The organism is Pseudoalteromonas sp. P1-16-1b, assembly GCF_001401785.1.
GTDB classification, from domain to species: Bacteria; Pseudomonadota; Gammaproteobacteria; order Enterobacterales; family Alteromonadaceae; genus Pseudoalteromonas; species Pseudoalteromonas undina.
This window is the reverse complement of sequence record NZ_LKGQ01000013.1, coordinates 67,688-80,638: the sequence shown is the minus strand read 5'-3', so window position 1 is coordinate 80,638 and position 12,951 is coordinate 67,688. Positions and strand designations below refer to the sequence as shown.

The window sequence follows — 12,951 nt, the reverse complement described above, 5'->3', positions numbered from 1 at the left end:
TTTTCTATACCGGTACAAATTTTTGCACACATTAGCACGATTGTTCTCGCGGCTATTGTCAAAGTGAGTTACGTACTGCGCTGTGTGGCACAGCATGGGCTGGGACAGGAGGTGCGCTAATGAAGCCCATAAACTTAGCCGAACCTATGCCAGCGCAGGTCGCATTTCATCAAGTATCACAATGGTCATTATGGATGTTGGCGTTTAGACCCTTTTTTTTAGCTGGTGGATCACTAGCGTGTTTGTCTGTGGGTTATTGGCTACTTATTTTAAGTGGCGATGCACAGTGGCATTTAGTTATGCCTGCTAATTTGTGGCATGCACATGAAATGTTATTTGGTTTTGCGGGCGTGGTTGTGGCTGGCTTTTTACTTACTGCAGCACAAACATGGACCGGTGTTGCAAGTATTAACGGTAAACCATTGATGTGGCTTAGCCTAATATGGCTTAGTGCACGGCTTAGTTTTTTTGTAGTTGTGCCTAGCATTGCTCAGTTTAATGTTTATGCGGTACTGATTTTACAAGTTGTTTGGTGGCTCTTGGTAATCATAGTGTTAGCCAGCATGTTGATAAAAGCGAGCAGTAAACGCAACTACTTGTTTTTATTTATTCTTTCATTTTTATGTACGCTCAATATGTTGTATTTAATACTAGTGCTAAAAAACCAAACGCAGCTAGCGCTTGTAATGGTTGATACCGCAGTACTGGTTATAAGCTTGTTGGTGGGGGTTGTGGCTGGACGTGTATTACCCTTTTTTACCGCCAAAGGGCTGGGCTTATCTAAGCAAGTACGCACACCAAACATAGATAAAGCTATTTTATACTTATCGGTATTGGCGATAGCATTATTTTTTATTAGTAAATTATCTTTCACTGTAATTAACCCGGCACTAGTTGTGATGAGTGCAGCGTTTTTGCATTTAGTTCGCGGTGTTTGCTGGTGGAACAAGCAAGTCCTAAAAGTCCCATTATTATGGTCGTTACACTTTGCGTATTTAGCTTTAGGTATAGGTTTAATGTTAGTGGCAATCAGTTTTTATAGCAGTGCAATACTGTTTAAAGACGCTCTGCATTTTATCACTATTGGTGGTATCGGCATGATGATTTTAGCCATGATGACACGGGTATCACTAGGACATACCGGTCGCTCACTTAGTATTCCTGGTTTTATGAATCTTGCATTTGCATTGGTGTTTAGTGCCGCAATTATTCGTACTTTTCTCCCGTCTTTTATTGGGCCACACCTAGCTTGGCAGATCAGTGCTGTGCTTTGGTTACTGGCCTTTTTATTATTTTTAATTCACTGCACTCCTATATTAACGCGACGTCGTGTTGATGGGCGTCGTGGTTAGTTCACCCATAGGAAACCAAAATGTTATCTGAAAAAACTATTGAGATTGTAAAAAGTACAGCTCCATTACTTGCAGAAGCGGGCACAGTAGTAACCGATCATTTTTATAAGCGCATGTTTAGCCATAACCCGGAACTTAAACATATTTTTAATATGACTAACCAAGAAACGGGTCGTCAGCAATTTGCATTATTTAATGCCTTGGCTGCGTATGCGCAAAATATTGATAATTTAGCCGTGTTAAAAGAGGCATTAGCTAGAATTAACCATAAGCATACCAGCTTGAATATTTTACCCGAACACTACCCTATTGTAGGGGCGCATTTGATCGGCACACTTAAAGAGCTTATTCCTGATCAGTTTACAGCTGATGTTGAATACGCATGGCGAGAAGCTTATAACCTACTGGCTGATATTTGTATTACCGAAGAAGCAGCGTTGTATGCACACAGTAAAAATAATCATGGTGGCTGGGTAGGTACACGGAAGTTTGAAATTACTCATAAACATGTTGAGTCTGAATTTGTAACCAGCTTTATCCTCACACCTTTAGACGGAAAAGCTGTTATTTCCCACAAGCCAGGACAATATCTTGGCATTAAAGTTAAGCCTGAGGGGGCAGAATATGAAGAGATCCGCCAGTATTCTATTTCGCAAAAGAGCAATGCTAAAAACTATCGTATTAGCGTTAAAAAAGAGTGCCAACCACAGCCTGGCGTGGTGTCTAACTATTTACACTCACTAGAGCAGGGCGCACTAGTAGAGCTATACCCACCAGCAGGTGATTTCTTTTTGAAAGATGCAACAAGCCCCGTTGTGCTTATTTCTGCAGGTGTTGGCCAAACCCCAATGATGGCTATGCTGCAAACGCTATTGAGCGACAATACTAATCAAGCGATTAGTTACTTACACGCGTGTGAAAATAGCCTTGAGTATTCATTTAAAGACTACCTAGCTCAGCAAACGGCTATGCATCCACAACTAAAAACCTTAACCTGGTTTAATCAAGGTGGTGGGGGATGTGATTACACAGGTCTTATGGATTTATCTGTGCTTGAGGCATCACTGCCTATTAGCGAAGGGGCATTTTATTTGTGTGGACCAGCTTCATTTATGGCTTATGTAAAAGGCCAACTACTTGACTTAGGTGTACAGAGCTCGAATATTCATTACGAAATATTTGGACCACACCAAGCATTATAAACATAAGTTACAGCTTTTTACTGTCGGTGTTTGCGGCATAAGCTTGTTGTTGCCACGCATTAAACAGCTTTTGTTGTTTATTTGATATTTTTAAACCATAAGTTTTTTGCATGTAAGCGTATGCATCGGCAATACGTTTACGTGCATGAACCGGAGGCTCTATAACGCGTTGTTTAAAATTAACCTTAACCTCACAGCGACCATATTGATTAGCATTTTGGGCTAACATGCCAAAGCGATAGTTTGAACGATCAGCGTTAATTTCACCGATTGCGGGAGCTAAATTGTTAATATCAGCTTCCATCATGCGAAACTTTGCACTTACTTTACGGCAATTTTTACGTCCACCATCTTGCCAGCATTGTAACTGATGACCGAACTCCCAAGCGGGTACGATATGTTCCCACTCTATTCGCAGAGCGCGTTGGTTCACGTTACCTGAGCGGGTAAATGTGTTGCGTGGCACATAACCACAATGGGTTGCATCGGGTACTAACTTTTTGCCTTTACGTTTTATGTCGCAACCACAATAGATACTTTTTGCATCCGTTGGTAAGGTCTTAATTAAGTGTTTTTTAGCACTGGAAAAACGAGTAAATTGCTCAGCATTAAGATTAAAGCTGACAACGCAAAGCAATAACGCAAAAATAAAATGCGGCATATCCTATCACTTTAGTGAACTACAGGAGCCGCGATTTTAAAGAGAATAACCTAAATGGTAAATCAGTTTTCTGTACAACCTGCTTAAAAACTCAGGATAGCTTACGTTTTCTTGTTCTTAATCGGATGTTTTGCAGTAATAAAATAAAACCAGTAAAACTAAAAAACACACTGCTGGCAGCAAAGCTAATGAGTAACGGGTTATTAAAATCCTCGCGCTCATCGTAATCCATAATGTGTAACATCCAAAAGAAGTCAAACACTCGCCAAATATTACTGCGAACTGTAATGAACTCGCCGTTATCAGCATTAAAATATAAGCTGGTGCTAAGCATATCGTTAAAATTAACTTGCCAAATATTTTCTTTAAACCCGGCTTCTCTAAAACTGGTTGCCAGCTTTTTAGTGCTTATAACGTTTGCATTAATTAAAAGGTGAGCGTGGGCATTAGTGATTATTTGTGCCTTGCTTGGTGCTGAAAGTGGGTCGCCAGTTGTACCATTAAAACTATAGGTTTTACTCGCTGTAGTTACTGTAATTACTGGGGTATTTAAAAAGTGACTATAATTAATTTGCTGGGGTTGTGGTGTATTCGCAATAATTTTATCAAGTGAGGCTGTGTAATCGGCTTGGCTGAAAGGGTTTTCTAGTTGGCGGTTTGCAAGGTGTTTACCGTGTACTTTTTCAAGTGGCATGGCGCTCATAAATAAACCGCCAAGCAGCCATGCAAAAATTTGTATTACCAAAAAGTAGCCTAGCCATTTATGCAGCTTACGGGCTGTTTTAAAAATGCGTTTGTTCATTCGCTTTCTCATTATTATTATTTTTTGCAAGGCACCTAATGGAGTTAGCTACCATTAGGTTAATAGCTGTATTAACCGTTACTTTAATACTTGCAGCTTAATAAAGGAATTAAATAAATTATAAGCTGTTGATTTGGTATAAATGCAAAATTAGGTTAAAGTTTGCGGTGAAATTTAAGTGGGGTAACACAACTGTATGTCGGAAATTCAATTTTTAAATGTAGATCTAGAGCTCGAGTCAAAGCAAGATATTAGCGTATTAGTTGCTGATTTAAAAAAGGTCGCAACCATTTTACATTATGATAAAGACGAATACCGCCAACTGGCACGCATCGAAGTAGCTGGTGAAATAACCACACCTGATAAAGCAATTAATCACTTATGTGAACTAATTGAGTCGTGTTCACGCAATGCATTAAAGCAATGGTTAAGTTGTTCTCGTAGAACCTTTGATATGGGATTTGAGTCGGGTACGTCGCCAAAATGTTTTAATCAGGCCTTGCATGCAGATACCTTGTTACGCATATCTGCAATTGGCGCAGGCATAGAAGTTACTATTTACCCTCTGGAAAAGTAATTTAACCTTTTCGTTCGACTACGGCTGCGGTCATTCTTGATACGCAGCAAAGCTCATTACGACTATTGGTTATTTTAATATCCCAAACTGAGCTGCGTTTACCAATATGATAAGCCCTTGCGGTAGCCGTTAATGTGCCGTTGCGTGACGCTTTTAAGTGGCTTGCGCTGATCTCTTGCCCAACACAATAAAATCGACTGAAATCAACTACAAAGTTAGCGGCATAACTTGCTACGGTTTCAGCAAGGACCACATTGGCACCACCATGCACTATACCCATAGGGTTATGATGCTCTGGAATTGCCGGCATAGTGGCGACTAAGTAGTCATCTCCAATTTCACTGATTTCAATTCCCATGGTCTTCATGAGCGTGCCTTGGCCAGTGATCCCTTGATCTAATTGCTTACAAAACTCTAATGTAATTGGTTGGTGCCAAATACTCATGCTAGCTCCTTGGATAAGTAATTGAGAATTAATATGGTAATGCGCTGCTAATAATTACATTTATTATTGGGGTTTTAAAGCATCTTATTGTTTAGCCATCATCACTTATGAGGTATTAATTTATATTTGCGATTTTTAAATAACTGTATATACTCACAGTTAATTGTACTGTATGGAAAACCAGTTGTATGCGACCATTAACGAAACGCCAAGCGCAAATACTCGAACTTATCAAAGTGTTTATTAAAGACACTGGTATGCCTCCTACACGTGCCGAGATTGCACAAACACTGGGTTTTAAAAGTGCAAATGCTGCAGAAGAACATTTAAAAGCACTGGCTAAAAAAGGTGTGATTAAAATGAAGCCGGGCGCGAGCCGGGGTATTCAGCTTGTTGAAGAAGAAGAGCCAGAGCAACTGGGCTTACCTTTAATTGGTCGAGTTGCTGCGGGTGAGCCAATATTGGCGCAACAGCATGTAGAAAGCCACTGTAAAATTGACCCTTTAATGTTTAAACCTGCGGCCGATTTTTTACTGCGTGTTAACGGCATGAGTATGAAAGATATTGGCATTATGGATGGCGACTTACTCGCTGTACATAAAACTCAAGTAGCTGAAAATGGTCAGGTTGTTGTTGCTCGAGTGGATGATGATGTTACGGTTAAACGTCTAGAAAAAGCCGGCAGAAAAGTATTACTGCATGCTGAAAATGACGAGTTTTCAGCTATTGAAGTAGACTTGGAGAATGAATCTTTCAATATTGAAGGTTTAGCGGTGGGTGTTATTCGTAACGCTGATTGGATGTGATAGTTAAACATAACTTAGCGCTTAATATTGATTAGGCGCTGTTTTTACATGAATTATTTTTGTACGATATTGCTTGTGAATCGCTTTTTGTTATTTCAAAAAATCGCTAAATACTTTATAAATAAACAAATTTATTCTAATTGTTTTAAATCATAAAACTTTATATTTTTTCCGCTGTTATTCAAGCTACCCCTTACCAACTCTGACTCTTAGATTAATTACCCCATTAGTTAATATTTTTTTGCTGCACTTTTTTAAGTAACCCCCTTGTTTATTTTTCATACTCACCTTGCTTATTGTTTATTTTTTAACTAGTTATTAAAGAGCTGGAATAAAAATAACTCACAGCCTTGTCGTTTTGAGCACACACATTTAGTAACTCCAGCACCCTTATAAAAAATAAAAATAACGAATGGGCGTTTAAGCCGTATGCCTCTTCGCTTTGCGTCAGCAATAGCATCAAAGGAGCCGTCACATGGGTAAGCTGAGTTCTTCCTTGTGGCTTATATTGTTAGTTTTTTCGCAAAATGTGCTTGCTAATAGCCAATATAATATGCGTAAAGGCGTAACTGATATAAGTAATAATGTATACCAACTGCACATGACCATATTTTTAATATGTTGTGTGATTGGGGTGATCGTGTTTGCCATTATGTTTTGGGCACTCATCCATCATCGCAAGTCTAAAGGGGCTGTCCCTGCCCAGTTTCATGAAAGTACCAAAGTAGAAATACTCTGGACTGCCATTCCTTTTGTCATCTTAATTGTTATGGCCATTCCTGCGACTAAAACGTTAATTGCCATGGAGGATGCCAGCAAAGCTGATATCACCATAAAAATTACTGGATCACAGTGGAAGTGGCATTACGAGTATATGGGGGAGGACGTTGAGTTTTATTCAATGTTAGCGACTCCTCAAAATGAAATAACGAATCTTGCCGATAAAAACCCGAATTATTTACTCGAAGTAGATAAGCCGCTGGTGCTACCGATTAATCAAAAAGTACGTTTTTTAATGACTTCAGATGATGTAATTCACTCATGGTGGGTACCTGATTTTGCAGTTAAAAAAGATGCAAACCCTGGGTTTATTAACGAAACATGGACCAATATTAATGAAGTAGGTACTTACCGCGGGCAGTGTGCAGAGCTGTGTGGTAAAGATCATGGCTTCATGCCTGTTGTGGTAGAAGCAAAAACAGAAGAAGACTTCAAAACGTGGTTGGCAGAAGCTAAACAAGCTAAACAAAAAGCGGCTGAAGCAGACGCTGCGTTATTAGATCAAGTGGTACCAAAAGAGGAGCTGATGGCTCTTGGTGAGCAAGTTTATATGGCGAGCTGTGCAGCGTGTCATCAACCTACAGGTTTAGGTTTGCCGGGTGTCTTTCCAGCACTTAAAGGCAGCCCAATAGTTATAGGTGATATCAAAGGTCATATCGATATCTTACTTCATGGTAAACCAGGTACAGCGATGCAGTCTTTCGCAAAGCAATTATCTATTAAGCAGATAGCAGCCGTTATTACTTATAAGCGTAACGCATGGGGTAATGACACCGGAGAGGTAATTCAACCAAGCGAAATACAAGCGGCACTGGATGCTGATGGGGAGGCTAAATAATGAGTAGCATTGCAGAACAACCTAATTCCAATGAGGCTCATCATGGCCATCAACCTGCAACAGGCTTTAAGCGCTGGTTATTTACAACCAACCATAAAGATATAGGAAGCTTATATTTAATTTTTTCTCTCACCATGTTTTTGATTGGTGGAGCAATGGCTATGGTTATTCGGGCTGAGTTATTTCAGCCGGGTTTACAATTGGTTGATCCTCACTTTTTTAATCAAATGACCACAGTGCACGGTTTAATCATGGTGTTTGGTGCAGTAATGCCTGCATTTACTGGATTGGCAAACTGGATGATTCCGTTAATGATTGGTGCGCCAGATATGGCATTACCGAGAATGAACAACTGGAGCTTCTGGATTTTACCATTTGCGTTTTTGATTTTGTTAGCGTCATTGTTTATGCCTGGTGGCGGTCCTGCATTTGGTTGGACCTTCTACGCTCCGCTTTCCACCACTTATAGTAACGACAACACAGCAATGTTTGTGTTTGCGGTGCATATAATGGGTATTAGTTCGATTATGGGAGCCATTAATGTGGTGGTAACCATAGTGAATATGCGCGCCCCTGGAATGACGTGGATGAAGCTACCGTTATTTGTGTGGACATGGCTGATCACGGCTTTTTTACTTATTGCAGTAATGCCGGTACTTGCTGGTGCAGTTACTATGGTACTCACCGATAAATACTTCGCGACCAGCTTCTTTGACGCCGCTGGTGGTGGCGATCCGGTAATGTTCCAGCATATATTTTGGTTTTTTGGTCATCCTGAAGTTTATATTATGATTTTGCCTGCCTTTGGCATTATCTCTACGATTGTTCCTACTTTTTCACGTAAAAAACTATTTGGTTATGCCTCTATGGTGTACGCCACTTCCTCGATTGCCTTGTTGAGCTTTATTGTGTGGGCGCATCATATGTTTACCACAGGTATGCCCGTGGCGGGTGAGTTGTTTTTTATGTACGCGACTATGTTGATATCGGTACCTACCGGCGTAAAAGTATTTAACTGGGTAGCAACTATGTGGCGTGGCTCTATTAGCTTTGAAGTGCCGATGCTGTTTAGTATCGCATTTATTGTATTGTTCACTTTAGGTGGATTTTCGGGATTGATGCTGGCGATCACACCTGCTGATTTTCAATATCACGACACCTACTTTGTAGTTGCACACTTCCATTATGTGCTGGTGACGGGCGCGGTATTTTCTATTATGGCGGGGGCTTATTATTGGTTGCCAAAATGGACCGGAAATATGTTCAATATTACCTTAGCAAAATGGCATTTTTGGTTGTCCTTGGTAAGTGTAAATGTGCTGTTTTTCCCAATGCATTTTGTGGGATTAGCCGGTATGCCACGCCGTATTCCAGATTATGCACTGCAGTTTGCTGACTTTAACGCCATTATTAGTATAGGTGGGTTTGCCTTTGGTTTATCGCAATTACTGTTCGTTGTCGTTGTGTATAAATGTGCAAAAGGGGGCGATAAAGTGCCTGCAAAAGTTTGGGATGGGGCTGAAGGGCTTGAATGGGAAGTTGATTCACCAGCGCCTTATCATACGTTCTCAACGCCGCCGGATATTAAATAATGACTCACTTGCCGTTATTAAAAAAGCTGGTGGTTATTTGCATTGCAATGTTTGCTTTTGCATTTGCCATGGTGCCTTTATATGACGTGTTTTGCGATATAACGGGGCTTAATGGTAAGCCCTCGTTAGAGCAAGCACAGCAAAGTACCTTGATTACTGAGAATAGAGAAGTCAGCGTTAGTTTTACCACGCATGCCCAAAGTGGTGCGCCTTTTGAGGTTAAATCTAAAGAATACAGTGTAGATGTAAAACCAGGGGCCATGCGTGAGGTTATGTTTAGCGCTAAAAACAACAGTAATGAAGACAAAGTGATGCAGGCTATCCCCTCGGTAGCACCGGGCAAAGCAGCTAAATATTTACACAAAATAGCGTGTTTTTGCTTTGACCAGCAACCTTTGAAGGCTGGCGAGGAGTTAGAGTTTAAATTACTTTTTTATGTTGATACTGAGTTACCCAGTGATGTGGAGGAGTTAACTCTGTCTTATACCGTATTTGATATTAGCGAGAAGTTAGTAGCCAGTAATAACTAGCTTATAAAACTAGTGAAAAACTAGGAGCAAATGAAATGAATCAAAAATATGAACATTATTATGTACCTGATCAAAGTCCATGGCCAATAGTTGGCGCAGTGGCGCTATTTTTTATTGCGGTAGGGGCAGCCTTAACAGTTATGGATATGGGTAAAGAGGGAGGCAGTGGTATTTACATACTGTATGTGGGTATTGCCGTATTGCTTTATATGCTGTTTAGCTGGTTTAAAAATGTGATTGAAGAGTCGCATCAAGGTTTATATTCTGCACAAATGGATCGCTCATTTAGACAAGGTATGAGCTGGTTTATTTTTTCAGAAGTCATGTTTTTTATGGCCTTTTTTGGGGCCCTTTTTTATGCCCGCATGTTTTCTGTGCCTTGGCTTGGAGGCGCCGATAACAACGCCATGACTAACGAAGTGTTATGGCCTACTTTTGAGGCTGTGTGGCCATTGTTAAATACCCCAGGGGGCACCTCTACGCAAGCAATGGGCTGGCAAGGGTTACCGCTGATAAATACCCTTATTTTATTAGCTTCGTCGGTAACTCTGCATTTTGCCCATGTAGCGATGGAAAATAACAAACGCACGCCACTTAAGGTGTTTTTAGGCGTAACTATTTTGCTGGGAGTATGCTTTTTAGGGCTCCAAGTAGAAGAATATATTTATGCTTATAATGACCTTAATTTAACCCTTGATGCGGGAATTTACGGTAATACCTTCTTTTTGCTAACCGGTTTTCACGGTATGCATGTCACCTTAGGTACCATTATTTTATTAATCGTTTTCCTACGGATTTTAAAAGGCCACTTTACAAAAAATAAGCACTTCGCGTTTCAAGCTGCGGCGTGGTACTGGCATTTTGTTGATGTTGTTTGGCTATGTTTGTTTGTTTTTGTATATGTACTGTAGTGGGCAAAGGTGATTGATTTGCCGTAATTAAACCGAGCTTTAGTGCGGCAATTACCATCACTAATACCACAACAGAAAATAACACCCGACGCCCTAAAAAGTGAGACATGGGGCGTCCATTGGTTTTTCCCGACACCATAATAAATAAAGCACGAAATAAATTAAACAATATAAATAATAACAGTAGAACAATAATAATTTTAATAATCACTGGGTTTATCCTTATGCAGTTAGTTGTATTTAACAAACAAAAGCTTAGCTCAATAATCACAGTTTGCCTGATTGTTATTGTGGTATTAGTTTGTGTGCGTTTAGGATTTTGGCAATTACAGCGCGGAGATCAAAAGCAACAACAGCTTAATGCCATTGAAAATATTCAGCAGCAAGGAGTTATGAGCTGGGCACAGTTGCAACAGCTGCCAAAAGAGTGGAATAAAACCGGGGTATTAGTTTCGTTGAGTGGTTATTTTGATACCAATAATTATTGGCTGCTCGATAACCAAATTTATAATGGTCAGGTTGGATACGACTTACTGACATTATTAAAATTACCTCATGAGTCGCGCTTTTTATTAGTTAATTTAGGTTGGGTAAAAGCTGGCCGCTCAAGAGAAGCCCTACCAAACGTGACAATACCTAGTGGTAAATTTACGTTAACGGCACAAATTAAAGAAGATAATTTAAGTGGCTTTACCTTAGCTAATAGCAATACTCAGTCAGATTTAGCTAAACGAATTCAAATCATTGATCTGCAATCACTCAGTAGCCAATCCCAGCGAACTTTAGTGGGCTTTATGGCCTATCGCCAAGGCGACGAAGATGAGATTGCGGCCCCCCATTATGAAGCTGTTGTGATGAGTCCAGAAAAACATTATGCCTACTCAGTGCAGTGGTTTTTAATTGCGATTGCCTGTGTGGTAGTTGCTATTTTTGCAAGCAAGAAGAGGATAGATAATGAAAAATAAACCCCTGTTGCTCTTTGTTGTATGTTGCGCTATCCCATTAGTGCTGGCTTACAGCGCGTTAAAACTAGATTGGCTACCTACAGCAATTACTAACCATGGTGAATTTTTAGAGCGTGAAATTAAGCTAGACAATTGGCAGCAGCATAATCCAAAGCAATGGACCATTGCTTTAAATTATTCAGCACAATGCGAAGAGCCTTGCTCGGAGCAGCTCGCTGCTTTAGATAATTTATATGTTGCCCTTGGCAAAAATCAACACAAAGTAGATATGGCGATAATGGGGAAACCCAAAGCTGCGAAGCCGCATTGGCATATGATTGCTGAACAACAGCAATTAAAACCCGCGAGTTTATATTTAATCGACCATATGGGACTGATTGTGCTGGAATATCCATTTAATCCTCAACCACAAGAAAACCGTTTGATACAAAAGGGATTATTGAAAGATCTAAAAAAATTACTTAATTACTCTCGTTCAAGCTAAGTAGAGGCTGCTATGTATAAAAACTATAAAAATTTGGTATTAGCAACGAGTTTATTCGCATTAGTTGTGGTAGCTCTAGGCGCATATACGCGGTTAAGTGACGCAGGACTTGGTTGCCCCGATTGGCCTGGTTGTTATGGCTTTTTAACCGTACCAAAACATGAAGCTGAGATTGCGCATGCGATTCAAAGCTACCCCGATATGATATTTGAAACAGCAAAGGCATGGAAAGAAATGATTCATCGCTATTTTGCTGGCACGCTCGGAGTATTAATTTTAGTGTTGTTTATTTTGGCTTTTGTAAAACGCCAGTATCCAACTACGCCTGTAAAATTACCGATGCTACTGCTTTTGCTTGTTATTTTTCAGGCCGCGCTAGGTATGTGGACGGTGACTATGAACCTGCAGCCGCTAATTGTGATGGGGCATTTACTCGGAGGGTTTAGCATTTTGGCGTTATTAACGTTGTTGTACTTAAGGCTGACCAGTCAGCCTATTACGGGTGGGGACGCAGGTGCAAAACCTCACTTTAAACTAAGCTTGGTGGCGCTCACGGTACTTATTTTACAAATCGCTCTAGGTGGCTGGTTAGCGGCTAATTATGCCGCGCCACATTGTAATGGTTTGCCGCTATGTAGCTATGCTCAGCCGTTTTCGCTCAGTAGTGTTTTTCAGTTACCGTTAGAGCACAGTAATTATGAGTTTGGCGTGTTATCACAACAAGCGCGTATGTCTATTCATTTACTGCATCGTATGTGGGCATTGGTCACTTGTATTGTGTTGGCACTCGTTATGTGGCGAATATACAGCCATGCCTATTCACAAAAAATCAAAAGCTGCACAGTGAGTGTGTTGGTAGCGTTATTTTGCCAGATAGCGTTGGGGTTAGCTGTAGTATATTTTCACTTTCCGATCAGTGTTGCGCTGGCGCATAACTTAATGGCTGCCATACTGTTATTAACTATGGTTAGGTTATGTTATTACCTAAAAGTCCGTACCTAAAGGG

The 12,951-nt window shown here is 40.3% G+C and carries 15 protein-coding genes; 11 read left to right on the top strand and 4 right to left on the bottom strand.

Annotation, left to right across the window (positions count from 1 at the left end):
• The first annotated feature begins 119 nt into the window (after window positions 1–119).
• Both AN392_RS10960 and hmpA read left to right on the top strand, forming a co-directional pair.
• Window positions 120–1,352, top strand: coding sequence for an NnrS family protein (locus AN392_RS10960; RefSeq protein WP_055012747.1), 1,233 nt, complete (start codon window positions 120–122; stop codon window positions 1,350–1,352).
• Between the two features lie 20 nt (window positions 1,353–1,372).
• Window positions 1,373–2,554: an NO-inducible flavohemoprotein gene (gene hmpA / locus AN392_RS10955; protein ID WP_055012746.1), complete on the top strand. Its 1,182-nt coding sequence runs from the start codon at window positions 1,373–1,375 to the stop codon at window positions 2,552–2,554.
• A gap of 7 nt (window positions 2,555–2,561) precedes the next feature.
• Here hmpA and AN392_RS10950 read toward each other — a convergent pair whose 3' ends face one another.
• Together AN392_RS10950 and AN392_RS10945 are read right to left on the bottom strand one after the other, a co-directional pair.
• Window positions 2,562–3,215, bottom strand: a complete 654-nt coding sequence (locus tag AN392_RS10950; RefSeq protein ID WP_055012745.1) for an endonuclease — start codon at window positions 3,213–3,215, stop codon at window positions 2,562–2,564.
• A 91-nt stretch (window positions 3,216–3,306) separates the two neighbouring features.
• A complete protein-coding gene (locus AN392_RS10945; RefSeq protein ID WP_055012744.1) occupies window positions 3,307–4,017 on the bottom strand; it encodes a hypothetical protein in 711 nt (236 codons plus the stop codon).
• Window positions 4,018–4,213: 196 nt separating this feature from the next.
• Here AN392_RS10945 and AN392_RS10940 point away from each other — a divergent pair, with 196 nt between their 5' ends.
• Window positions 4,214–4,594: a hypothetical protein gene (locus tag AN392_RS10940; protein WP_008114170.1), complete on the top strand. Its 381-nt coding sequence runs from the start codon at window positions 4,214–4,216 to the stop codon at window positions 4,592–4,594.
• A 1-nt stretch (window position 4,595) separates the two neighbouring features.
• On the opposite strand, the gene AN392_RS10935 is transcribed toward AN392_RS10940, so the two are convergent.
• Window positions 4,596–5,039: a PaaI family thioesterase gene (locus tag AN392_RS10935; RefSeq protein WP_008114168.1), complete on the bottom strand. Its 444-nt coding sequence runs from the start codon at window positions 5,037–5,039 to the stop codon at window positions 4,596–4,598.
• 188 nt (window positions 5,040–5,227) lie between these two features.
• Between AN392_RS10935 and lexA the strand changes: the two genes are divergently transcribed.
• The 5 genes from lexA (at window position 5,228) to AN392_RS10910 (ending at window position 10,496) form a co-directional block, all read left to right on the top strand.
• The gene (lexA, locus tag AN392_RS10930; RefSeq protein ID WP_010392379.1) at window positions 5,228–5,845 is read left to right on the top strand and encodes a transcriptional repressor LexA; all 618 of its coding nucleotides are present in this window, start codon (window positions 5,228–5,230) and stop codon (window positions 5,843–5,845) included.
• 475 nt (window positions 5,846–6,320) lie between these two features.
• Window positions 6,321–7,463 carry a cytochrome c oxidase subunit II gene (gene coxB / locus AN392_RS10925; protein WP_054202822.1) on the top strand — a complete coding sequence of 381 codons (1,143 nt, stop codon included), beginning with the start codon at window positions 6,321–6,323 and terminating at the stop codon, window positions 7,461–7,463.
• Window positions 7,463–9,055: a cytochrome c oxidase subunit I gene (gene ctaD, locus AN392_RS10920; protein ID WP_010392382.1), complete on the top strand. Its 1,593-nt coding sequence runs from the start codon at window positions 7,463–7,465 to the stop codon at window positions 9,053–9,055. Before coxB ends, ctaD begins: the two co-directional genes overlap by 1 nt.
• Window positions 9,055–9,585 carry a cytochrome c oxidase assembly protein gene (locus AN392_RS10915; protein WP_055012743.1) on the top strand — a complete coding sequence of 177 codons (531 nt, stop codon included), beginning with the start codon at window positions 9,055–9,057 and terminating at the stop codon, window positions 9,583–9,585. Before ctaD ends, AN392_RS10915 begins: the two co-directional genes overlap by 1 nt.
• Window positions 9,586–9,620: 35 nt before the next feature.
• On the top strand, window positions 9,621–10,496 hold the full coding sequence (locus AN392_RS10910; RefSeq protein ID WP_055012742.1) for a cytochrome c oxidase subunit 3: 876 nt from the start codon (window positions 9,621–9,623) through the stop codon (window positions 10,494–10,496).
• Here AN392_RS10910 and AN392_RS18805 read toward each other — a convergent pair.
• The gene (locus tag AN392_RS18805) at window positions 10,396–10,707 is read right to left on the bottom strand and encodes a DUF2909 domain-containing protein (protein ID WP_024602178.1); all 312 of its coding nucleotides are present in this window, start codon (window positions 10,705–10,707) and stop codon (window positions 10,396–10,398) included. The genes AN392_RS10910 and AN392_RS18805 overlap by 101 nt on opposite strands.
• A 13-nt stretch (window positions 10,708–10,720) precedes the next feature.
• Here AN392_RS18805 and AN392_RS10905 point away from each other — a divergent pair, with 13 nt between their 5' ends.
• From AN392_RS10905 to AN392_RS10895, 3 genes are read left to right on the top strand one after another with little or no spacing between them, the layout of a single operon-like run.
• Window positions 10,721–11,461, top strand: coding sequence for an SURF1 family protein (locus AN392_RS10905; RefSeq protein WP_055012741.1), 741 nt, complete (start codon window positions 10,721–10,723; stop codon window positions 11,459–11,461).
• Window positions 11,451–11,945, top strand: coding sequence for a hypothetical protein (locus AN392_RS10900; protein WP_054202823.1), 495 nt, complete (start codon window positions 11,451–11,453; stop codon window positions 11,943–11,945). The genes AN392_RS10905 and AN392_RS10900 overlap by 11 nt, the downstream gene beginning before the upstream one ends.
• Before the next feature lie 12 nt (window positions 11,946–11,957).
• Window positions 11,958–12,947 (top strand): heme A synthase, encoded by a 990-nt coding sequence (locus tag AN392_RS10895; protein ID WP_054202824.1) that lies wholly within the window; start codon window positions 11,958–11,960, stop codon window positions 12,945–12,947.
• Window positions 12,948–12,951 lie beyond the last annotated feature (4 nt).